Annotated in this window: 18 protein-coding genes; 5 read left to right on the forward strand and 13 right to left on the reverse strand. The window is 61.4% G+C overall.

Features of this window, described 5'->3' with window-relative positions:
• Positions 1-17: 17 nt before the first annotated feature.
• Complete coding sequence (locus D906_RS17055) at positions 18-695, forward strand: DUF3313 domain-containing protein (protein ID WP_019096270.1); 678 nt, start codon at positions 18-20, stop codon at positions 693-695.
• A gap of 40 nt (positions 696-735) precedes the next feature.
• Here D906_RS17055 and D906_RS17060 read toward each other — a convergent pair whose 3' ends face one another.
• Positions 736-2112, reverse strand: coding sequence for an L-serine ammonia-lyase (locus tag D906_RS17060; protein WP_027615547.1), 1377 nt, complete (start codon positions 2110-2112; stop codon positions 736-738).
• 146 nt (positions 2113-2258) lie between these two features.
• On the opposite strand from D906_RS17060, the gene D906_RS17065 reads away from it, so the two are divergent.
• The gene (locus D906_RS17065; protein ID WP_016715280.1) at positions 2259-3200 is read left to right on the forward strand and encodes a LysR substrate-binding domain-containing protein; all 942 of its coding nucleotides are present in this window, start codon (positions 2259-2261) and stop codon (positions 3198-3200) included.
• A gap of 41 nt (positions 3201-3241) precedes the next feature.
• Here D906_RS17065 and D906_RS17070 read toward each other — a convergent pair whose 3' ends face one another.
• The 11 genes from D906_RS17070 to D906_RS17125 form a co-directional block, all read right to left on the reverse strand.
• On the reverse strand, positions 3242-4663 hold the full coding sequence (locus D906_RS17070) for an undecaprenyl-phosphate glucose phosphotransferase (RefSeq protein ID WP_019096272.1): 1422 nt from the start codon (positions 4661-4663) through the stop codon (positions 3242-3244).
• A 146-nt stretch (positions 4664-4809) separates the two neighbouring features.
• Positions 4810-5568, reverse strand: coding sequence for a WecB/TagA/CpsF family glycosyltransferase (locus D906_RS17075; protein ID WP_019096273.1), 759 nt, complete (start codon positions 5566-5568; stop codon positions 4810-4812).
• The gene (locus D906_RS17080) at positions 5568-6755 is read right to left on the reverse strand and encodes a glycosyltransferase family 2 protein (protein ID WP_025754145.1); all 1188 of its coding nucleotides are present in this window, start codon (positions 6753-6755) and stop codon (positions 5568-5570) included. The genes D906_RS17075 and D906_RS17080 overlap by 1 nt, the downstream gene beginning before the upstream one ends.
• Entirely contained in the window at positions 6752-7954 is a 1203-nt protein-coding gene (locus D906_RS17085; protein WP_019096275.1) for a glycosyltransferase, read from the reverse strand. The genes D906_RS17080 and D906_RS17085 overlap by 4 nt, the downstream gene beginning before the upstream one ends.
• 49 nt (positions 7955-8003) lie before the next feature.
• Complete coding sequence (locus tag D906_RS17090; protein WP_027609271.1) at positions 8004-9008, reverse strand: VirK/YbjX family protein; 1005 nt, start codon at positions 9006-9008, stop codon at positions 8004-8006.
• A gap of 8 nt (positions 9009-9016) precedes the next feature.
• Positions 9017-9994, reverse strand: a complete 978-nt coding sequence (locus tag D906_RS17095; protein WP_027615546.1) for a glycosyltransferase family 2 protein — start codon at positions 9992-9994, stop codon at positions 9017-9019.
• Positions 9995-9999: 5 nt separating this feature from the next.
• Positions 10000-10524, reverse strand: a complete 525-nt coding sequence (locus D906_RS17100) for a serine O-acetyltransferase (RefSeq protein WP_027615545.1) — start codon at positions 10522-10524, stop codon at positions 10000-10002.
• Between the two features lie 8 nt (positions 10525-10532).
• Positions 10533-11489, reverse strand: coding sequence for a glycosyltransferase family 2 protein (locus D906_RS17105; RefSeq protein ID WP_019096279.1), 957 nt, complete (start codon positions 11487-11489; stop codon positions 10533-10535).
• The gene (locus D906_RS17110) at positions 11482-12099 is read right to left on the reverse strand and encodes an acyltransferase (RefSeq protein ID WP_016715289.1); all 618 of its coding nucleotides are present in this window, start codon (positions 12097-12099) and stop codon (positions 11482-11484) included. The genes D906_RS17105 and D906_RS17110 overlap by 8 nt, the downstream gene beginning before the upstream one ends.
• Before the next feature lie 105 nt (positions 12100-12204).
• Positions 12205-13671 carry an FAD-dependent oxidoreductase gene (locus tag D906_RS17115; RefSeq protein WP_027615544.1) on the reverse strand — a complete coding sequence of 489 codons (1467 nt, stop codon included), beginning with the start codon at positions 13669-13671 and terminating at the stop codon, positions 12205-12207.
• A gap of 236 nt (positions 13672-13907) precedes the next feature.
• Entirely contained in the window at positions 13908-15284 is a 1377-nt protein-coding gene (locus D906_RS17125; protein ID WP_016715292.1) for an oligosaccharide flippase family protein, read from the reverse strand.
• A 95-nt stretch (positions 15285-15379) separates the two neighbouring features.
• On the opposite strand from D906_RS17125, the gene D906_RS17130 reads away from it, so the two are divergent.
• From D906_RS17130 to galE, 3 genes are all read left to right on the forward strand, one after another.
• Complete coding sequence (locus D906_RS17130) at positions 15380-16906, forward strand: O-antigen ligase family protein (RefSeq protein ID WP_027615543.1); 1527 nt, start codon at positions 15380-15382, stop codon at positions 16904-16906.
• 5 nt (positions 16907-16911) lie between these two features.
• Positions 16912-19512 (forward strand): cellulase family glycosylhydrolase, encoded by a 2601-nt coding sequence (locus tag D906_RS17135; RefSeq protein WP_027615542.1) that lies wholly within the window; start codon positions 16912-16914, stop codon positions 19510-19512.
• Positions 19513-19618: 106 nt separating this feature from the next.
• The gene (galE, locus tag D906_RS17140; protein ID WP_027615541.1) at positions 19619-20593 is read left to right on the forward strand and encodes a UDP-glucose 4-epimerase GalE; all 975 of its coding nucleotides are present in this window, start codon (positions 19619-19621) and stop codon (positions 20591-20593) included.
• A 45-nt stretch (positions 20594-20638) separates the two neighbouring features.
• On the opposite strand, the gene D906_RS17145 is transcribed toward galE, so the two are convergent.
• A complete protein-coding gene (locus tag D906_RS17145; RefSeq protein ID WP_016715296.1) occupies positions 20639-21445 on the reverse strand; it encodes a CpsD/CapB family tyrosine-protein kinase in 807 nt (268 codons plus the stop codon).
• Between the last annotated feature and the right edge of the window lie 3 nt (positions 21446-21448).

The following is a 21448-nucleotide window of genomic DNA, read 5'->3' on the forward strand; positions in this document are numbered from 1 at the left end:
ATGGATGCACCTCCATCATGAAATCACTGCCTCGCATTACCCTGTTGTGCGCCGCGCTGCTTGCCGTGGCCGCCTGCTCCAGCAAAAGCGTGGACCCCAAGGACTATTCCGGCTTCCTCAAGGATTACAGCCGCCTGCAGGAAGCCAAGAGCCCTTCGGGTGACCCGGTGATGCGCTGGATCGACCCCAACGTTAACGTCAACCAGTACAGCCAGGTGTTCATCGAGCCCAGCCAGTTCTACCCCAAGCCACAGCCAACGGCGGTGATTTCGCAGCAGACGCTGCAAGAAATCACGCGTTACTTCAATGAAGCCTTGCGCCGTGAAATGGGCAGCGTGATACCGCTGGCCAAGGGGCCAGGCCCGGGAGTGATCGTGGTGCGCCCCGCCATTACAGCGGTGTCGACCAGCAACGAAGGCCTGAAGCCTTACGAAGTCATCCCTATCGCACTGATTTCGGCGGGCGTGAACACGGCCATGGGTGGCCGTGATCAGGAAGTGGATGTCGGCGTGGAGGCAGCGTTCCTTGATGGTGCCAGCCAGAAGGTGCTGGCCCAGGTGGTGCGCAAAGGCACGGGGCAGGAACTGGAGAACGATACCCAGAAGCTGACCTTGAATGACGTAAAGCCAGTGCTGGATGGTTGGGCGAAGGACATGCGTGCCAGCTTTTTAGCAGCGAAGCAGAAGGCTCGTTAAGTTTAGGGCCGCTTTGCGGCCCTAAACCTGATCTAGCCTGTTAGCACTCTACGAATGCAACCGCCAAACCGCCGCGCGAAGTTTCCTTGTAATTGGCATGCATATCCGCCCCGGTATCCCGCATGGTGCGGATCACCCGGTCAAGCGAGATGAAGTGCTCGCCATCCCCACGCAACGCCATCTGTACGGCGTTGATCGCCTTTACCGCAGCAATCGCATTGCGCTCGATGCACGGCACCTGCACCAGGCCACCGACCGGATCGCAGGTCAGCCCGAGGTTGTGCTCCAGCGCAATTTCGGCGGCGTTCTCAAGTTGTGGCGGGGTCGCACCCAGCACCTGGGCCAGGCCGGCAGCGGCCATCGAACACGCTGAGCCCACCTCGCCCTGGCAACCGACCTCGGCGCCGGAGATCGACGCGTTTTTCTTGCACAGAATACCAACTGCAGCGGCGCCGAGCAGGAAGTCCACCACATCCGCGTCATTGGCACTGGGGTTGAACTTCATATAATAGTGCATCACCGCCGGGATAATGCCCGCCGCACCGTTGGTTGGTGCAGTGACCATGCGCCCACCGGCCGCATTCTCTTCATTGACCGCCAGGGCGAACAGGTTCACCCACTCCATGGCGCTGAGGGTCGAGCCAATCACGTTGGGCTTGCCCAGTTCCTGCAAGCTACGATGCAAACGCGCGGCGCGGCGCTTGACATGCAGCCCACCCGGCAGAATGCCTTCGTTGCGCAGGCCGTTCTGAACACACTCCTGCATGGCCGCCCAGATACGCAGCAAGCCTTCACGCACTTCGGCTTCCGGGCGCCAGGCACGTTCGTTGGCCATCATCAGTTGCGCAACGCTCAAACCGTGGGTTTTACACAAGGTCAGCAGCTGGGCCGCACTGTCGAACTCATACGGCAAGATCACTGCGTTGCTTTCGGCGGCAGGGGCATCGATTTCGGCCTGCTCGACGATAAACCCACCGCCCACTGAATAGTAGGTCTGGCACAGCAGGCTGCCCTGCCCGTCCAGCGCCTCCAGGCTCATGGCATTGGGGTGATAAGGCAGGTTTTCGTCGAGCAGCAACATGTCACGGCCATACTCGAAGTCCAGCGGGTGGCTGCCATCCAATATCAGGCAACGCTCCTGCAGCACCTGGCTGATACGCGAATCGATGGTGGCCGGGTCGATCCGGTCTGGCCATTGGCCCATCAGGCCCAGCAGGCAGGCGCGGTCGGTGGCATGGCCAACCCCGGTAGCCGACAGCGAGCCATACAACCGCACTTCAACGCGCGTCACCCGCGTCAGCACCCCCTGCTCACGCAGGGCCTGGGCGAACGTCGCTGCTGCCCGCATCGGGCCGACGGTGTGAGAGCTGGACGGCCCGATGCCGATTTTGAAAAGGTCGAAAACACTGATAGCCATGCTAATGCCTGACCGTACCCTGAGATGAATCCACGGCACGGTTATCTGAAGAAATTGAGCGGTATTGCGATTTTGCGCGATACTGACGCGCTCATTCACGAATGACCAACGAATCTTTCTAAGCAAGACTTTAGTGGTACTAAACGATGCGACGACAACTCAATGGTCAGGTGTTCGTCTGGCTGCATGTATTCGCCTGCGCAGCCCGGCACCTGTCCTTCACCCGCTGCGCCGAAGAGCTGCACATCACCCCAGGTGCTGTCAGCCAGCAGATGCGCCAGCTGGAAGAACGCCTGGGTTACCGGCTGTTCCTGCGTCGGGCACGCGGTGTGGAGCTGAGCGCCGAAGGGCAACGCCTGGCCCAGACAGTGGCAGAAGCCTACGGCAGCATCGAGGCCGAATTGTTGCGCCTGGATGCCGGAGAAATCCGCGGCACCTTGCGGGTGCGCTCGATCCCGTCTTTTTTGGCCAAATGGCTTACCCCGCGCCTGCCGCGCTTTCAGCAGCGTTACCCGGACATCGAGCTGCGCCTGGTGGCCGAGGACAGTGCCCAGGCATTGACCCCAGGCGATTTCGACCTGGCTATCGACCTGAACGATGGCAGCTACCCTGGCATGCTCTCGACACCGCTGCTGGACGAGCAGATCTTTCCGGTGTGCTCACCTACCCTGCTACGCGGGCGCCCGCCGCTGCATGGGCCGGCAGACCTGGCGCACTACCCACTGCTGCACGACATCACGGCGTGGCGTGGCAGTTCGGAGTATGCGGAGTGGGAGTTCTACCTGGAGGGTATTGGCGCCGCAGGCCTGGATGTGCGGCGTGGGCACACTTTCAACCGCAACCACCTGACCATCGAAGCGGCCATCGCCGGTATCGGCGTAGCGATCGCCCGTCGCACACTGTTGAATGACGAGCTGGAGCGCGGCGCATTGATCGTGCCGTTCGGCGTTCCGATCGCCAACCACAAACGCTACGTGGTGCATTACCCGCCAGGCGGGCTGAACCAGCCTGGGGCGCGGGCGGTGCATGACTGGCTGGTGGAGGAAGCGCGAGGATTCCGGGAATTGCACCCGCTAAACAAGGAATAGCCAGCCTGTACGCTCCTACAAGGGTCTCGCCAGCTTTATGACTAGTAAGCCTGCTTGCCGGTAAAGGCGTTCAGGGTACGCACCAGAATCACGAAGTCCAGCCACAGCGACCAGTTGTTGATGTACTCGATGTCCGAGTCCACCCGCTGGATCATCTGCTCGATATCCTTGGTCTCTCCCCTGAAGCCACGTACTTGGGCCAAGCCGGTCATGCCTGGTTTGATGTTGTGGCGGGCGAAGTAATCAACGATGTCCTGCGAATACAAGGTGTCATGCTGCAACGCATGCGGTCGCGGCCCGACCAGCGACATTTCCCCGGTCAGTACATTGAACAACTGCGGCAATTCATCCAGGCTGGTGCGTCGAATGAAGGCGCCAATCTTGGTGAGCCGCGGGTCATCCTTCTGTGCCTGCTTGACCACACCACCTTCGGGCTGGTGGACATGCATGCTCCTGAATTTCCAGATCCGGAACGATTCCCCGGTCCAGCCCGTGCGTTCCTGGCGGAAGAACACCGGCCCGGGGCTGGTGAGTTTGATGGCCAGTGCAACCGTCAGCAACACAGGCGAAGCGCACAGTAGAATCACCGCTGCCAGCACCCTGTCCTCAAGGTTTTTCAGGAAAAGGCTCATGCCCGTCAGGGGCGTTTCCGACAAGGTCAGCACAGGAATCCCGGCAATTTCCCGCACACTGTGGTTGATCAGGCGCAACGAAAAGATATCCGGCACCCAGTTCACCGCGATGCACTTGTCGAGCAACTTGAAGTACACATCGTTGATGACCTCGGAGCCACCGAGCGGCGTGACCAGGTAAACGGTGCGTATGCCATGCTGGGCGACGATTTCATCCAGGTCTGCAATGTGCCCCAGCACAGGCAGGCGCTGCTTGCCCTCGCCGTTGTCACGCCCCTGGCCGTCGCCCTTGTCGAGCAGTACGCACCCCAATACCCGTTCACCAAACCAGGGGTTGTTGCTGATTTTCTGATAAAGAAAATTCGCCAGGTCGCCGTCGCCGATAATCAGCGCGTTATCCAGGCGTGCATGGGCGGTAAAACGCTTTTGCAGTTCACGAACGGCAAAGTGCAGGAATAACTGCGCGATGTAGCCAATGATGAACAACTGCACCACCAACAAACGCGAGTACGTTTCACTCTGCTTGGTCAGGAAGGCCATGACCACGAGAAAACAGAACGTTGCCGACCAGGCCTTGAACAGGCGGAAGGCTTTGATCGAAAGCCCGACATTGGTGCGGTAGATCGCATAATGGTCGTAAATGACGGCCAGTGCGCCAATCAGCAACAGCAGCATGATTACATAATCGGAGGTAATGTAACCAAACTGGTCGTAGATGAGATACCAGGCAATACCGGTGACTGCAATGCCATCGAGCCCTGCCTGAATGGCGTTACTTACGCTGCTTCTTCTTTGGAGTAAGGAACGACTGCTTCTGGGTTCGAAAACCATTTCAGACCTCATCTGTGTCAGCGTAGCCAGTGCCTTCCATCAAGCATCAAGTCTTGAAAACAGCGTGTACAACGCCAGATAAGCAGCCCCCAAGCCACTGCTCTCACTGTAGCAGCCACCCGCCATCAGCGCGGATTTTGGCCGATTTATACAGTGCCCCTGGCCGAATCGGCTGCCTTGCGGTAAAGCAGCGTGCGCAGCAAGAACAGCGGGTTGCCCACCACATAACGCATGAACAGACGTTTTGGCTCGCGCAACAGCCGGTAGGCCCACTCTCCCCCCAGCCGCCTTAGCCAAGGCGGTGCCCGGCTGACCTTGCCGCCGAGAAAGTCCAGAATTGCCCCACCACACACGATCAGGCACGGCCCGCCAACGGCTGCCAGCCTGGCCGCCACCGCCTCCTGTTTGGGCATGCCCATGCCCAGAACGATCAGCTCGGGTTGTTGCTCACGGGCCAGCTGCAGGTAGGTTTCGAGGCTGGCGAAGCCGTCATGTACCGACACGGGTACTACACCAAAATCGGTTTCACACCGCTGCACAGCCTGATTCAGGTAGGGTTGTCGGGTGCCCCAGAATGCGACCTTGCGCCCACGGTATGCGGCCATGAGCCTGGGAATGAAGTCAGTCCCGTTCATGTTAAGCCCGGGTGCCAGGCCCAGACGTCGGTACAGGATGGCCATGCCGGAGCCGTCGCGCAGCAACACGTCGGCTGCCGACAGTGCCTGGCAGTAGGCGCCGTCACGGACCACCAGGTTCATCGCATGGGCATTGACGAAGCCCAGCACGGTCGCGGCTTGCGGGGCTGCCAGCCTGTCGAGCAGGCGCTGTGCCGCGCCGCTGTCGGGCACCACCTCGAGCGCATCGATTATGCGTTGCCAGCGATTCTGCCATTGCCACAGTGCCATCAGTCATCATCCCGTTTTGAGCGCACCCACTCAACCTGGCGCTTGATCAGGAACCCTAGGTACAAAGGGATTTTCTTTGCCGCGTAGAACGGTGCGTAAAGCAAGACGGAAAACGGGATCAGCTCACGGCAGAAGCGCGCCCAAGCCAGCAAAACCGCAAGGCTGAGCATGGCCAAGGCTATCAGGGCGATCCACGCTGGCGCGGCAACATCGAACAGCAAGTACGCCAGCCAGGCCACCAGATTGAGCCCCAGCAGGGTCAGTACCAACAACGCCAAAGGCGGTACCAGCAAGTCGAGGGTCATCGCCAGCAGGCTACCATTGCCTTGGGTCACGGCGGCCAACGCACGCTTGGGCGCATCGGCCAGCATCAAGCCCAGGTGGCCATGCTCCCAGCGGGTGCGCTGGCTGTTCAGGCCTTGCTGGCTGGCAGGAAACTGGCTGGTGACCAATGCCTCAGGGCAGAACACGGGAGGCTTGCCCTGCTGACACAGGTCCAGGCCCAGTTTCACGTCCTCTACCAGGTGCCCATTGGCAAGGTTGATCAAGGTCAGGTCGTGCCAACCGAATGCCATGCCCGCCCCCATCAGTTGACAGGGCAAGCCCAGCCGCGCCCAGCCACGCGGGCGCACCAGGTTTTTCACCCGCCAGGCAAACTCGGCGACTTGCACTTTCAGCCCGGTACCCACGGGCGCACGCATCAGGTACAGCGCCTGTACCGGCCGCCGGGTCTGGTGATAACGACGCGCCAGGCAGTCAATTGCCCCCTCACCCACCTGGCAATCGGCATCCACCACAATCACCACCTCGGGTGGCTGTTCGGCCAGGTGACGCACGCCGAAGTCCAGCGCATAGCCTTTGCCACGCAACACCGCGTCGAAGCGTTCCACCACCTCGGCGCCGGCGTCGCGGGCCAGCTGCGCCGTATCATCGGTGCAGTTGTCTGCCACCACCAGCAAGCGGTCACCGTCAAGCAATTGCGGGGCAATGCTCGCCAGCGTTGCACGAATGATCGCAGCCTCATCGTGGGCAGGTACCAGCACCGCCACCCGGGGGCGCAGACTATGGCCCAGGTACTGCGAGCGTGGTGGCAGACACGCCAGCAGCATCTGTACAAAAAAAATCGACACAGGCACAAGGACGATGAACGTCAGCAGGCCCAGCGACCAACTCAATACACTTATCATGCGGATGCCTTGAAGTAAGCGGCCAGCCGGGCCGCTTCGGTGTCGATATCATGCCGCTGCAGCACACGCTGGTAGGCTGCCTCGCCCATGCGCTGCAATACGTCGGCCGGTTGGCACAGGCAATCCGCCATGGCTTCAGCCAGCTCGTCGACGGCGCCAGCGGGGAAAAGCCAGCCGTTCTCACCCGGGCGCACCAGCTCGGGGATGCCCGCCACATAGGTAGTCAGCACGGGCCGGCGCAAGGCCATGGCCTCCATGATCACCACCGGCAGGCCTTCGGCGAAGCTGGGCAATACCAGCGCACGGGCGGCGAGGATTTCTTCGCGCACCTGTGCACTGCTGATCCAGCCAGTGATGCGCACGCGCTGCTGCAGGCCATGCCGGGCAATCAGGGCCTCGATCTGCTGGCGCATTTCACCGTCACCCGCCAACACCAGTTCGAAGTCAATCGACTGTGCAGCAAGCTGACGCGCCGCCTCAAGCAACAGCAGCTGGCCTTTCTGCTCACACAGGCGCCCCACGCAAACAAACCGTGCTACTGACGGTACATCGACCGGCGCCACCTCATGGAAACCCCGCTCCAGGCCGCAATGCACCACCTTTACCTTGGGCCAATGCTCGTGCGCCACCCAGCGGAACAGCTGGCTGCGCCCGTAGGAACTGACCGCTGCGACAAAGGCGGCTCGCCGCACCTTTTCGCCCATGTGCAGGAACTGCGGTTTGTCGAACTCTTCCGGTCCATGCACGGTAAAACTGTAGGCCGGTCCGCCCAGTTGGTTGGTCAGCATGACCACCTCGGTGGAGTTGGTGCCGAAATGGGCATGCACGTGTTTCGCCTCACTGGCCTGTAGCCACTGCAGCACCAGGCAAGCTTCGGCCAGGTAGACCAAGTGGTAGGGCCAGGCGCGGTCGGCGCGCAGGCCAAGGCGCATGGCCAGCCACAGGGCCTGGAAGAACCGCCCGGGTTGTGCTCGCAGCACCTGTAACGTGGGCCTCAGCAAGCCCTTTACACCAGCCCGCAGCACATAGCGGGTCTTGTCGCGCTCGGCCGTATCCTCGGCATCCTGCAACTCGGCGTCCCATCCCCGCAGGGCGATGCGTTGCACCTCTACGCCCTGACGCTCCAGCGCCAGGATCTCGCGGCGGATGAAACTGTGGCTGACCTTCGGGTACTGATTGATGAAGTAAGCAATGCGCATACGAATCCAGATCCCAACCCGCTTGATGACCGGCCTGCCCTGGCAACCTTCACTTCAGGCTGTCGACTACCGGTGGTCTGTCTACTGCCGATGCACTCAAAGCAAATGCATCCCCCTGTTTTCCTTGTAGTCCAAGGTTGTGACCGCTGCCCGGCAATGCGGCCTGCAGGCGAATAAAAACATCGTCGAGCAGCGCCTGCCGGCGGCGGTACATCGCGCGCTTTTTGGCCGGGATGTCCTGCTCGGCCCGTTGTGCCGGTGCCAAGGGGATAGTGAAGAAGTCGTCGCGGTTCGACGCCGTAGCGCCATTTTCCTGCCAGATGACGTCGTAATTGGCCGCCAGATCCTGGGCCTTGTCGCTGCCAAAGTACGGGTGGCGATGGTGCCGGCAGGCATCGCTGACGGCATACAGGTGCGCAACGCCCAGCATGCGTGCCAGGCACTTCAACGCTTCGAGCAGCAGGCTGCGCGGGCGCAGCCCCTCGAAGTCCTTGGTCAGGTCACGGTAGATGGCCAGCGAGGTGTCACTGTCGATGCCCTTGTGAATGCCTTGGACGGCACCGATGAACATCGACAGCCCCCCCTGATCACGGCACAGGCTAAACGCCAACGACGCCACGCGCAGGTCGCCCTGGAACAGGTTCAGTACCAGTTCACCTTCGCGCTTGAACCAGATCGGCCGGTCCAGCACCAGGCGGCAGCCCGGCGAATAACTGGCCAGCTCGCACAGCGTCAGGCTTTCGTCCCGCCCCAGTAGCAACAGCGCCGGAAACTGCCCGGCCAGCACTTCAAAGTGCGAAGCCACCACCTCCAGGCGCTGCGGGGCCTCCCAGCATTTGCTGAGGTAAGGCCACTGCACCACGCCGATGCAATCCACACCCAGCCGCTGCAGCCCCTGCTGGCCCAGCGCCGCCGTCATGCGCTGCATGAAGGCATTCAGCTCAGGCCATTGCCTGACAATCTCTCGGGTCAACTTGTACTTGTTGTTCAATGCCCGCAACGAGTAGCCCGGTTGCAGGGTAAACACGCTTTTGACGAGGGCGCCGAGCATCATGGGGTTTCTCACTTGTACTCGATCAAAGCCGATTTGCCGGCCGCGAAGCGGTGGCGCATGAATTTCAGCTGGCCGAGCATTTCCGGGAACTTGCCCAGCACCAGGAACACCGCCTGCAGCCAGTTCGCGCGCGCCGATTTGGCACCACGACGGGCCAGGCGCACAGCCTGAAGCGGATAAACCAATAGCAGTAACAGGCCCCAGCCACCCAGCAGCAGGCAAGCCAGCACAATCACAACAGGAATGCCCAAACCCCACAGCCAGGCCCGGCGTGACTCGCGTATCCAGTGCTGCTCTGGCGGCTGCCCATGCAGGTAAGCCCCCTCGGCATAGGCATGGCCGGCCCGCAGGCTGCGCCGCCACCATTGGCTGAAGCGGGTCATGGCCGCGTCGTGCAGGGTCATCTCGGCGTCCAGGCGCCAGACTTTCCAGCCATTGCCTCGCAAGCGCACGCACAGCTCGGGCTCCTCGCCAGCGATCAGGTCAGCGCGGAAGCCGCCAGCGCCAGCGAAGGCGTCTGCGCGCATCAACGCATCGCCGCCACAAGCCTTGGCTTCACCGATGGGGGTGTCCCATTCCAGATCGCACAACAGGTTGTACACCGATCGTTCCGGGAAGCGCTCACGGCGGCGGCCGCACACCACTGCCACCTCGGGATGGTGGTCGAGAAATGCCTGCGCCGTAGCCAGCCAGCGGGCATCCACCTCGCAGTCACCATCGACGAACTGCACCAACTGCATCGACGGCAACAGCCGCTGCAAGGCGCTAAAGCCTTCGTTGCGGGCGCGCGCGGCAGTGAACGGAACACGCATGTCCAACGCCAGCACCTCCACCCCCAGGCTGCGGGCCAGCTGCGGCGAACCGTCGGTGGAGCCCGAGTCGACGTACATGACCTTGCCCACACCCTGCATCAGCGAACGCAGGCAACGCTCCAGGCGTGTGCCTTCATTGCGGCCGATGACCACCACACCGATTACCGTTGCCATAAGCCTCACTCAACGGGCGCGGTGCTAGCCGGCTGCTTGGTCTTGATGGTGGCCGGCACCCCTACCGCCAACGAGTTGTCCGGCACATCCACCAGTACCACGGCATTGGCGCCGATGATCACGTTGTTGCCTATACGAATACTCCCCAGCACCTTGGCGCCGGTGCCGACATCGACGTTGTTGCCGAACACCGGGGCAATCGGCTCGTCGACATTTTTCAAGCCCACCACCACGCCGTTGCGGATGCGGCAATCATCGCCAAAGCGGGCATAGCCGCTGACAACGATGCCGCCAAAATGGTCGATGACGAAGTTGCGGCCAATCACCACTTCGCACGGCAGTTCGATGCCGGTGATGATTTGCACGAATTTGAACAGCACCTTGTAGATCAACGAGCACAGCTTGCGCAGCAGCGCCGGGCGCACGGTATAGCGCCAGCGGCCAAAGCGATACACCAGCAGTACCCAGAACCCCTGGGCGCCCCAGTCACCGCCGTGGGCCCGCAGGTCAGCACGAATATTCTCGAACATGGCTCCACCTACCTTGTCGCCTGGCTGGCGTACCGGGTCTTGAACAACAATGACCAGGTTGCCTGGCAATGACGCCAGCAGGCCTGTATCGCGCCCCAGCCGCGTCGTTTCAACAGCGCCTTGAGTGCCAGCACCAGGTCACCCAAGGTGACCAGCAGCATGTGCAGGGCTAGCCCCGCCACCCCGTGGTGCTTGCGGAAGTACAGCAACTCGCTTTCGATCTGGTACGCCGAGATCTGCCGGCTTGCCGCCTCCAGCTCGGCCACCGATTTGGAGCTTTCACCCCCGATGTGCACCACGGTTGTATGCGGATAGAACACCACTTTCCAGCCCGCCTCCTTCACCCGCTTGCAGTGGTCCACCTCTTCGTAATAAAGGAAGTAGCGAGGGTCGAACAGGCCTACCTTGTCCAGCACTTCGCGGCGTACCAGGTAGAAGCAGCCGGGCAACCAGTCACACTCGCGAACCGATGCGTGGTCCCAGTTCATTTCGTCGACCATTTTCAGCCCGGGGAAAAACCGCCCCAACCCGGTACGCGCGACAAAAACGTTGAGCGGTGTGGGGAAGTAGCGGCAACTGGGCTGCAGGTCACCGTCTCGGCCCTCAAGGCGCACCCCCAGCACACCGCACTCCGGGTGGGCCTCCATGTAGTCGAGGGTTTTCTGCAAGGAGTCGGCGGCGACAAAGGCATCGGTATTGAGTAGCAAGGCGTACTTGCCCTTCAGGTGTGCCAGCAGCTGGTTGTTGGCCCGGCCGAAGCCCACATTCTGTTTGTTGCTCAACAGCAGTGCTTCGGGACACACCTGGGCCATGCGCTGCACCGAGTCATCGCGTGATGCATTGTCCACCACCAGGTAGCTGGCCAGCCGCTCGCCGTCGGCGCGGCGCAGGGCGTCGAACATCGGCTGTAGCAGCCCGGCGGTATTGAAGTTGACCACCATGACATCCACAGGTTTGCTAGCCATTTTTGCTGTCCCCGAAGAAATACTGACGCCTTTGCGCCATCAACAGCGGCTCCACTTCCGGGTCGTAGGCGCCATTGCGCTGCTTGACCAGGTCGATCCACGGGTACGCTTCGCAACGCGCCTCGACCCGTTTGATCAGCTGTTCGGTGGTACAGATGAATTCAGCCGGGTTGCCACCGTAGACTGTGCCAGGCGGTACATCCTTGGTCACTACCGCGCCGGCAGCCACGATCGATTCCGGCCCGATGGTCACACGGGGCATGATGATCGCACCGTGGCCGATGAAGCAGTTGTCCTTGATATCGATGAACCCGACTGAATCCAGGTGCTTGCCGAAGCGATGCTCGATCAGCAATACCACCCCGTCATGACCGATCAGCGTGCAGTCGGAAAGGCCCACACTGTTGCCAATGCGCACCAGCGACGGGTCGAGGAACTTGCAGCCTGTATTGACAAAGAAGTTGGTGCCGACCGAGTGAAAGTTGCCCCAACGGGTGAGGTAGGCGCCCCATTCAAGCCCTGAAGGCCTGCAGAACCGCCTGTAGAACGTGCCGCCCCGCCCGGTTGCATGTGCATAATGCGCCACTGCCTTGCGTATCCATCCCTTCATACTGCCTGGCCTCGCAATCAAATCCGTCTGGAATGTTCCTGAGGCGTTCCGGTCTCGTTCTTCTGGTTGCTGACCGCAGCGCACTCAACCCATGTACAACAAGCGTCACGCCACGGCGCCCCTGGCCGCCGTCATCTTGGCATTGAGGTGGTCGGCCAGCCGCACGGCAAACTGCAGCAGCGGCATGGTCGGGTTGGAGGCGCCGCCCTTGGCGAAAATACTGCTGCCGGCGATGTACAGGTTTTCGGTACCAAACACCTTGCAGTTGGTATCGACCACGCCGTACTGCGGCGAGGCGGCCATGCGCGTGGTGCCCATGTGATGGGCATGCGGGGCCATCTTCAGCGGGATCGACGTGTCGTAGACAAAGTCGTTGAGCTTGACGAAGCCCAGGTCCATGTTGGCGAACTGCTTGGCCAGCTCGCTGCCAATGCACTTGATGGTGTGCCGGTCATCGGCAGTCAGTGCCCAGTTGACATTGACCTTGGCAACGCCCAGTGCGTCCTTCTCGTCCAGCAGCGAAATACGGCTGTGCAGGTTCGGGAATTGCTCGATCATCGTACTGATCACGCCATCACCGGGGCAGCTGAACTTGGCAACGAACGCTACCTTGCTGGCGAAGCCCCAATCACAGGCCAGGTTTTCGAGAAAATGTTTGACCTCGGCAGTACGACCATAAGTTTGCACATCGGCCAGCAAGGCGGCGGTGACGTTGCCTTTGCCGGCCTTGTACTCATCGACGAAGGCATCGGTGGTGTAGTACTGGCGTGGCTCCGGGTCCTGCCCGGACTTGAGGATGAAGGTCCCCAGGTCGATGTTCAGGTGCTCCATGAAGCACCCGCCAACCAGCCCGTCCTTGTTCACCACGCCCGCGCCCACCAAGGTCTCACTGTTGAGCAACTGCCGGGCATTCTCGATGGCACCGGTGGCCAGAATGAAGTTGCCTGCCACCAGGCGCTGCCGATTGCGTTCGTAGTCGGACAGGATCACGGCGGCCAGGTGCCCGGACGCCTTGTCGAACTCCAGGTCCACGCAGTTGCAATTGATGAACACGTCCAGGCCTTTGGTCTGTTCGAGGGCCGTGGCGTATTTCTGCGCAAAGCGCGTAGGTGTGCTCAGCAGGAAACGATCGGGTTCGAAATCGCCGCCGTTGAGGCCGGTATTCATCGCACGAAAATCCGACCCGGCCGGCAGGTCTACGATCTCCATGGCTGCAGGCAGGTAACCCTCGATCTCCGAATAGGCGATGGGCCAGCCAGGCAGGTCGCCTGGCGGGGAGATAGAAAAGTCGGAGGGCGTGAAGGGGCGACAACGGCCGGCCCAATGGTTGGAAGTGCCGCCCAGGTAACGCAGGCGGGTTTCCTCGGCGTACAGTTCAAGGCCCGTGGACGCGCAAGCATACAAGCCTTGCGAGTGCGGCGCATACTCACGCCCGCCGCCCTCGGCGAGCAACACGCTCCAGCCCGCAGCGGCCAAGCGCAGGCCCAGGGTAATACCTGCCGGGCCGGCGCCAATGATGCAAAAATCGTAATGATCGCGCAGCGCCTTCTGCTGCTGATAGTCCTTGATCATGCTGGCTCGTTCCGGAAGTAACGGGACGGCAATACCCAGCCGTTGATCACCACGAACCCGGGCTTTTCGACAGGTTTGCCAGCAACGGGGGCAAAAGCGCCGAATACAGCGCCACCGACGCCCAGCAAGACACAACTCTGGAGAAAGCCCCTACGCCCCAGCTGCGCACTACAAAAAGTAAGCTTCCCCATGATCCCGTGACCTGTACCCGTTGAATTTACACCCAGCACGCTGCATCACAGCCAGTTGAAAAAGGCCGTCAACAGCGCCCCGCACAGCGCCCCGACCAGTAGCATCGGTAGCACCACCAGCTCACGTTTAAGGCTGAAGATACCTAGCTTGCAATTCACGTACACAACCAGCACCAGCGTGGGCACGGTATGCAGGGCAACACCCCAGATGGCCCATTCCACACCGCCAATCGCCAACAGCAGCGGTAGCAGCCCCCACAGCGAGACCAGGCGGATGATGTTGTCCATGGCTTGATACTTGGTCAGGCCCAAGGCGATCCACACCTGATGAGCCAAGGTATAGCGCAATACGATGAACGACAGCGAAAGAATCGCCAGCATCGAGCCTGCCTCACTGTATCGCTCGTCGTACATCCAGCCGATCAGCAGAGGGCTGGCGGTCAGGAAGCCACCGCAGATGAACAGCACCAGCAGGTCGACCAGCAGGCGGAAACGGTGATACAGCGCTTTCAGCCGCGCCTTGTCGTCGGCGCGGGCCGCTTCGCTGAAAGCAGGAAGCGCCACGGCGCCCACAATCTTCATCAGTGCGGTCTGCACCGCGCCCAGGATCAGCACGGCAATCGAATACACCCCCAGCTGCGCCGCCGACATGCTGGCACCGAACAGGATGCGGTCGCCGTACATGGCCAGCACGCCCACCATCGACGACAGCAGGATCCAGCGGCCAAACACGATCAGTTCGGTAAGCGCCGTACGGTCCCAGCGCAGGTGGTTGCGCGGCCCCTCCAACGCCGTGTGGCCCAGCACAGTCCAGGCCACGGCAGACACCAGGCCGGCAATGACCAAGGCCCAGATGGAATGGGTCAGCAAGCCCAGCACCAGCATCACCACCAGGCCGGCCGCTTGTGACGCCAGGTCCACCAGTACCACACGCTTCTGTTGGAAAGTGCGTACCGCCACGTCTATCTTGGTGGACTGGAACCCCCAGATGACCGCCGACAGCCCGGTAACCGCCAGCACCATCGGCAATATGGGCGCGGCATAGGTGGAGTCTGCCGGCCACAGTTCTTCGAACTGCGCCACCCAGGCACACAAAGCCAGCAACAGGGTCAGGCCGAACAGCACGAAGCCGCGGATGATCTGCACGGTCCAAGCGGTATTGAGAAAGTCCGGGTCGTCACCCCGTTGGCTCTGGATGATGTTCTGGCGCAGGCCGACATCGGACAGCAGGTGCAGCAGTACCGAAACGGTAGTGGCAATGACCATCACCCCGAACATTTCCGGCAGCAACAAGCGGGCCATGATCAGGTTGCCACCAAGGCGCATGACCTGTGACGCCACCTGCGACACCAGGTTCCAGGACCCGGCCCTCATGGCCCGCTGGCGCAGGCTTGCGGTGGCTGACACATCAATCGACGGCATGACTTCAATCTCTGACTGATTGGCTAAAAGTCACTATAGTTTCAATTAGCCACGATGCTAGCCGTTGCCCACCGAGGGAAAGGTGTACATAGCCGATGCCTGAACATTTTCGTGCGTTGATCGTCATCCTGTTTTTGGCGAGCGTGGTCTTCCTGCTTGCGCGGCGCCCTGCCACCGAGCTGATTCCGCTCGCTGACTTCAAGCGCCGGCGCAACTTGTGGTTCCTGCTGACTGTGCTGGCTTTCGTCTCGCACAGCTTCTGGCTGTATCTGGGTGCGGGCGCGGTCATCCTGCTGATTGCCGGGCGCCGCGAACACAACCCCATGGCACTGTTCTACATGCTGCTGTTCCTCATCCCGCCTGCGTCGGTGCAGGTGCCCGGATTTGGCGTGGTCAACTACCTGGTCGACCTGAACCATATCCGCTTGCTTACCCTGTGTGTGCTGCTGCCCGCCGCGCTGCAGCTAAGCCGCCAGGCAGGCACCCTGCGCTTTGGCCGCACCTGGGCCGACAAGCTGCTGGCGGCCGGCCTGGTGCTGATGAGTGTGCTGTACTTGCGCGAAACCACCCCCACCGACACCCTGCGCCAGGCGCTGTACTTGTATGTCGACGTCTTCCTGCCGTATTACGTGGCCAGCCGCGGCCTGCGCCAGATAAGCGACTTCAAGGATGCCATGCTGGCCTTCGTGCTCACCGCCTTCGTCATGGCACTGATCGCCGTGGCCGAATATGTACGCCACTGGCTGCTGTACAGCGCCCTGGTCGATGCCATGGGCGTGCCTTGGAGCATGTCGGGTTATCTCAGCCGCGGCGGCGCGCTGCGGGCCAGCGTCACCACCGGCCAGGCAATTGCCCTGGGCTATGTGATGAGCGTGGCCATCGGCCTGTTCCTGTTCGTCCAGGGCTATGTGCAACGCCCGCTGCACAAAGCCCTGGGCGCCCTGCTACTGGCCGCCGGGCTGTTCGCACCGTTGTCACGCGGCCCGTGGATCGGCGTCGTGGTCATCGTGGTGGTGTTCATTGCCCTGGGCAAAGGAGCCGTCAAGCGCCTGGCGCTACTGGGGGCAGCCGGCATGCTGGCCCTGCCCTTGCTCACGATCGTGCCCGGCGGTGAAAAGGTACTGGACCTGCTGCCCTTCATTGGCAACCTGGAAAAAGAGAACATCACCTACCGCGAGCGGCTGATGGACAACGCCTGGATCGTCATCCAGCGCAACCCGCTATTCGGCTCATTCGACTTCCGCAACACACCTGAAATGCAGTCGATGATCCAGGGCGAAGGCATCATCGACATCGTCAACACCTACATCAACCTGGCGCTGCGGGTCGGGCTGGTGGGGCTCGGGCTGTTTGTGGCGTTCTTTGCCGTGGTGCTGCACGGGATCCGCAGGGCCATGCTCAGCTTCGCTGACAAGGATGATGAACGACGACAACTCGGCCGGGTGTTGCTGGCGACACTGATGGGCATTCTGGTGATCATCTTCACCGTCAGCAGCATCACCTTCATCCCGGTGGTCTACTGGTCCATCGCGGGGCTGGGTGTGGCCTACATCCAGATGGTTCGCCGGCTGCACGACAGCCAGGCCATGGAACTGGCCAAACCCGGCCTACAACCCAGGTAATGTACATGAACGTGCTATCCCTGCGTCCTTTCGTACGCCTGTCGGCCATTGCCGGCCTGGTCTTGCTGCCCTTGGCCGGCTGGGGCTCCGGCTGGCAGGTCAGTGTCGATGAACAGAGTGGGCTGCCCACCGTGACACACGGCGGTGGCCCGGTGATGAAGGCCAAGTTCGACTTCTGGGCTGCCAACTGGAGCTGGACCGGCTTCTATACCGACTTCAAGGTCAATGGCCCCTATCAGTACACACTGCGGGGCAAGAACAAAGAGCTGGACTTCGACCTGGCGGCTGATATCCGCAAAGCGCAAGCACAAACCCTGAGCTGGGCCTTCGACCTGGACGCCCATAGCCGCCAGACCGGGGTGATGGGTGGCGGCATGGTGTTCCAGTTCGACCCGGCGCAAATCGCCGGCGATATGGGTGCGCCACAACTGCTGGCCGACAATCGCGGTTGGTCCTGGGGCAAGGCTGACCAAGGCCGGCGCATCGAAATGCGCTTCGACCCGCCACTGGCCAAGGTGTATTTCGAGCGTGGCAACCCGTCCGAATTGCGTGCGTTCCTGTACAAAGACCCGATCAACGCCGGCAAGCAACAACTCAAGGCTGTACTCAACGTGACCGGCGACATCGAGCTGGGGCCCACGCCCACTGAGCGCTTCGGCCTGGCCGATCCCGCCAGCTGGCCCGATGATCAGCTCGACTGGCGCACTTCACCGGTGGACCTGTCGTTCCTCAACGCGGCGGAAAAGCCCGCCGGCAAACGTGGGTTCGTCAAGGCGGTCGGTGAACAGCTGATGTTCGAAGACAACACCCCCGTGCGTTTCTGGGGCACCAACCTGTCTGCCTATTCGCTGTTCAAAAGCCCAGACGACGAAATTCGCCAACAGGCCAAGCGCCTGTCCGCACTGGGGTTCAACCTGGTGCGCCTGCACCACCACGACTCGCCCTGGGTCAGCCCGAACGTGTTCGGCGACGGTACCCTGGTGCGCGACACCCAGCAGCTCAGTGCCGAGTCACTGCGCAAGCTCGACCTGTGGATCAAGGCGCTCAAGGACGAAGGCATCTACATCTGGCTGGACATGCACGTACAGCGCGCACTTACCGCCAACGACAACATAGACGATTTCGATGAGCTGCCCAAGAAGGATGACCGCGTCGACCTGAAGGGCTATGCCTATGTGAACAACAGTATTCAGGCGGCGATGAAGCGCTTTGCCGAGCAGTACCTGACCCATGTGAACGAGTACACGGGCCTTGCTTACAAGGACGACCCGGCCATCGCCGCCGTGCTGATCACCAACGAGAACGACCTTACCCAGCATTACGGCAACGCCCTGATGCCGAACAAGGATGTACCGCGCCACAGTGAGCGCTACATGGCAGCGGCCAAAGCCTTCGCCAGGCAGTACAACCTGCCCGTCGACCAAACCTGGCGTGCGTGGGAGCACGGCCCGTCGAAGCTGCTCCTCAACGACCTGGAACAGCGCTTCAACGTCGACATGATCACTCACCTGCGCAGCGTGGGGGTAAAGGTGCCGATCGCCACCACCAGCACCTGGGGCGGCAATGGCCTGAGCGCATTGCCGGCCCTGACCGCAGGCGACGTCGTCGATGCCCACAGCTACGGCGCCATCGGCCAACTGGAGAAGAACCCGTTGACCAGCGACGGCATGATCGACTGGATCGCCGCCGCCCAGGTCGTGGGCAAACCGCTGACCGTCACCGAATGGAACGCCGAGCCTTTCCCACTGCCCGACCGCCACTCGCTGCCGCTGTACGTGGCCGGCACTGCCAGCCACCAGGGCTGGGACGCACTGATGCAATATGCCTACAGCCAGCAGGCCTTCAACCCGGGCTGGCGCACGGCGGACAACTGGCACGCCTACAACGACCCCGCGATGATCGCCACGCTGCCCGCTGCTGCCCTGCTCTATCGCCGTGCCGATGTGAAGCCTGCAACCACCCATTACGTTTTCGCACCGACGCCCACCACCCTTTACAACCAAGAGATCACCCCACGAAATTCGCCTTTGTTGCGCACAGCCATGGAGAAGGGCCAACTGCAGATTGCCCTGCCGCAAACACCGGAGTTGCCGTGGTTGAAACCGGCCGCCATTCCCGCAGGTGCGCAAGTGCTGCAAGACCCAGGGCAATCGCTGCTGGCCACCGATGCTACCGAATCGGTGACCGACACCGGCGAGCTCAAGCGCAACTGGCAACAAGGCATCTACACCATCGATACACCGCTGAGCCAGGCCGCCACCGGCTGGCTGGGAGGTCGTTCGATCAGCCTGGGGGCCATTCAGCTGCAAACGAAAACGCCTTACGCCAGCGTCGCAGTACAGAGCCTGGACGGCAAACCGCTGGGCCAGTCACGGGAGCTGTTGCTGTCACTGGGTACCCGCGCAATGCCCAAGGCCGATGACAAGACGCCATTCAATGTCGAACCCTTCGAGGGCAGCCTGACCATCGAGGCACCTGCCGGGCTGAAGCTGTTCGCACACGATGCGCAGATCCAACTCAAGCCCCTGCCGGCAACGTACAAGGACGGGCATTACGTGATTACGTTCGACGGCAACTACATGTCCAACTGGCTGTTCTTGAAATAGGGCATCTGGCCATCTACGCTCAAGTCACCTGTAGCTGGCCAATTCACCTGAACTTTTCAGGGACGGTTCACCGCGTTTGTAAAACAGCAGGTCACAGGAGGTGCGGATGAAGTTCCTGGTTGTCGGTGGCGCCGGCTACATCGGCTCGCATATGGTCAAGCACTTGATCGCTGCAGGCCACGAGGTGGTGGTGGCTGACCTGGTTGCACCTGCACCTGGCGTCCAATGGGCCAAGCTGGATATCGCCGACGAGGCCGCACTGGATGTGTTGTTTGGCGTGTGCCGCTTTGATGCCGTCTTTCACTTTGCCTCGTTCATTCAGGTAGGCGAGTCGGTCAGCGCGCCTGGCAAGTACTACCAGAATAATGTCGCGGCCACCCTTAGCCTGCTGCAGGCCATGGTGAATGCCGGCATCAAGCATCTGGTGTTTTCTTCCAGCGCGGCCGTTTACGGTAATCCGCTCTATATTCCAATCGATGAAGCGCATGCCAAAGGACCAATCAACCCGTATGGGCTGAGCAAGTGGATGGTCGAGCAGATTCTCGAGGACTTCGACCGGGCCTATGGCTTGAAATCGGTTTGCCTGCGCTATTTCAATGCAGCAGGCGCTGACCCGGAAGGCCAGCTGGGAGAGCGCCACGAGCCCGAAACCCACCTGATCCCGCTGATCCTGCAGGCTGCCGCGGGCCGACGTGAGGCGGTGACGGTGTTTGGCCGGGATTACGACACGCCGGATGGCACCTGTATACGCGACTACATCCATGTGGCCGACCTGGCGACGGCGCACGCGCTGGCTGTGGACTATCTGCTGGCGGGTGGCGAACGTACGGCATTCAACCTGGGCAACGGCCATGGGTTTTCAGTGCAGCAGGTGATCGATACTGCACGCGCAGTGACCGGGCGGCAGATTCACGTACTCGACGCACCACGCCGCGCCGGCGACCCGCCCCGCCTGGTGGCTGATGCCGGCAAGGCGCTGAGTGTGTTGAGCTGGCGGCCGGAGTTTGTATCGCTGGAGCAGATTGTGCGGCATGCGTGGCATTGGGAGTTGCAGTATCCCTGGTCTACGCGGCAAGGCTGAAATCTTCGGGGCTGCGTAGCAGCCCCAATGGTTGGATTTCAGGCCTCAATAATAGGTCCGCGGTTGCTCGTCAGCCTTGTTCAGCACGGTCCCGATCAGGTTCACCTGCCCCAGGTGATGCAGGCAATCCTCGATTTCCTTCTTGTTGTTCATCCCGTTGGCCACCACCAGCAATACACAGTCGAACTTGGGTATCACGGTGATCGCATCATCAGAGCTAAGCAACGGTGGCAAATCGAAAATACAGATGCGCGACTCGTAGCGGTTGCGCAAATCGCTGATCAGGTTGTTCACCTTGGGCGACGACAGCATCTCGGTCGACAACGGCACAGGTACCCGCGTAGGCAACACTACAAAGCGCGGCAGGGTCGGGTTGACCAGGCACTCCTGCAGTTCGGCCTTGTCCGTCAAAAACTCGTTCAGCGCCTGTTCCATGGGCAGGCCCAGGCTGCTGCCGACCTTGGGCCGGCGCAAGTCGAAGTCCACCAGCAGCGCAGTCTTGGTGGTGTGGTGGGCGATGCTCATGGCCAGGTTGATCGCCAGCACCGTCTTGCCCGCTTCAGGTGTGGGTGAGGTGATGGCCAAGGTGCGCCAGCCGTTTTCGTCCATAAGCCTGAGTACCTGCGTGCGCAGCAGGTCGATCGGCCCGTTCATGCTGGAGTTCTTGTTGTAGGCCACGATGCGGTGACGTTCAAGGTGCTCCGCGCGAAGCGGCACTACCTTGGTGTTCACGTAGTCGAACTGGCCAGGCACTTCCGCCAGTGCCGTCCCCGGGGCAGGTGACAAGGCCTGGGGAGTTCCCGGTGTCACCGGGTGAACGTTATTGCCAATAGCCGGCTTGATCCTGTCCATCAC

The organism is Pseudomonas sp. LAIL14HWK12:I1 (assembly GCF_003202095.1).
In the GTDB taxonomy this organism is placed as follows: domain Bacteria; phylum Pseudomonadota; class Gammaproteobacteria; order Pseudomonadales; family Pseudomonadaceae; genus Aquipseudomonas; species Aquipseudomonas monteilii.

Coding starts and splice junctions, on each gene's coding strand:
- D906_RS17100 (WP_027615545.1), bottom strand. CDS start 10,524: ATGTTCGAGAATATTCGTGCTGACCTGCGGGCCCACGGCGGTGACTGG.
- D906_RS17085 (WP_019096275.1), bottom strand. CDS start 7,954: ATGCGCATTGCTTACTTCATCAATCAGTACCCGAAGGTCAGCCACAGT.
- D906_RS17130 (WP_027615543.1), top strand. CDS start 15,380: ATGCCTGAACATTTTCGTGCGTTGATCGTCATCCTGTTTTTGGCGAGC.
- D906_RS17145 (WP_016715296.1), bottom strand. CDS start 21,445: ATGGACAGGATCAAGCCGGCTATTGGCAATAACGTTCACCCGGTGACA.
- D906_RS17135 (WP_027615542.1), top strand. CDS start 16,912: ATGAACGTGCTATCCCTGCGTCCTTTCGTACGCCTGTCGGCCATTGCC.
- D906_RS17105 (WP_019096279.1), bottom strand. CDS start 11,489: ATGGCTAGCAAACCTGTGGATGTCATGGTGGTCAACTTCAATACCGCC.
- D906_RS17055 (WP_019096270.1), top strand. CDS start 18: ATGAAATCACTGCCTCGCATTACCCTGTTGTGCGCCGCGCTGCTTGCC.
- D906_RS17115 (WP_027615544.1), bottom strand. CDS start 13,671: ATGATCAAGGACTATCAGCAGCAGAAGGCGCTGCGCGATCATTACGAT.
- D906_RS17125 (WP_016715292.1), bottom strand. CDS start 15,284: ATGCCGTCGATTGATGTGTCAGCCACCGCAAGCCTGCGCCAGCGGGCC.
- D906_RS17090 (WP_027609271.1), bottom strand. CDS start 9,008: ATGATGCTCGGCGCCCTCGTCAAAAGCGTGTTTACCCTGCAACCGGGC.
- D906_RS17080 (WP_025754145.1), bottom strand. CDS start 6,755: ATGATAAGTGTATTGAGTTGGTCGCTGGGCCTGCTGACGTTCATCGTC.
- D906_RS17075 (WP_019096273.1), bottom strand. CDS start 5,568: ATGGCACTGTGGCAATGGCAGAATCGCTGGCAACGCATAATCGATGCG.
- D906_RS17060 (WP_027615547.1), bottom strand. CDS start 2,112: ATGGCTATCAGTGTTTTCGACCTTTTCAAAATCGGCATCGGGCCGTCC.
- D906_RS17110 (WP_016715289.1), bottom strand. CDS start 12,099: ATGAAGGGATGGATACGCAAGGCAGTGGCGCATTATGCACATGCAACC.
- D906_RS17095 (WP_027615546.1), bottom strand. CDS start 9,994: ATGGCAACGGTAATCGGTGTGGTGGTCATCGGCCGCAATGAAGGCACA.
- D906_RS17070 (WP_019096272.1), bottom strand. CDS start 4,663: ATGGTTTTCGAACCCAGAAGCAGTCGTTCCTTACTCCAAAGAAGAAGC.
- D906_RS17065 (WP_016715280.1), top strand. CDS start 2,259: ATGCGACGACAACTCAATGGTCAGGTGTTCGTCTGGCTGCATGTATTC.
- galE (WP_027615541.1), top strand. CDS start 19,619: ATGAAGTTCCTGGTTGTCGGTGGCGCCGGCTACATCGGCTCGCATATG.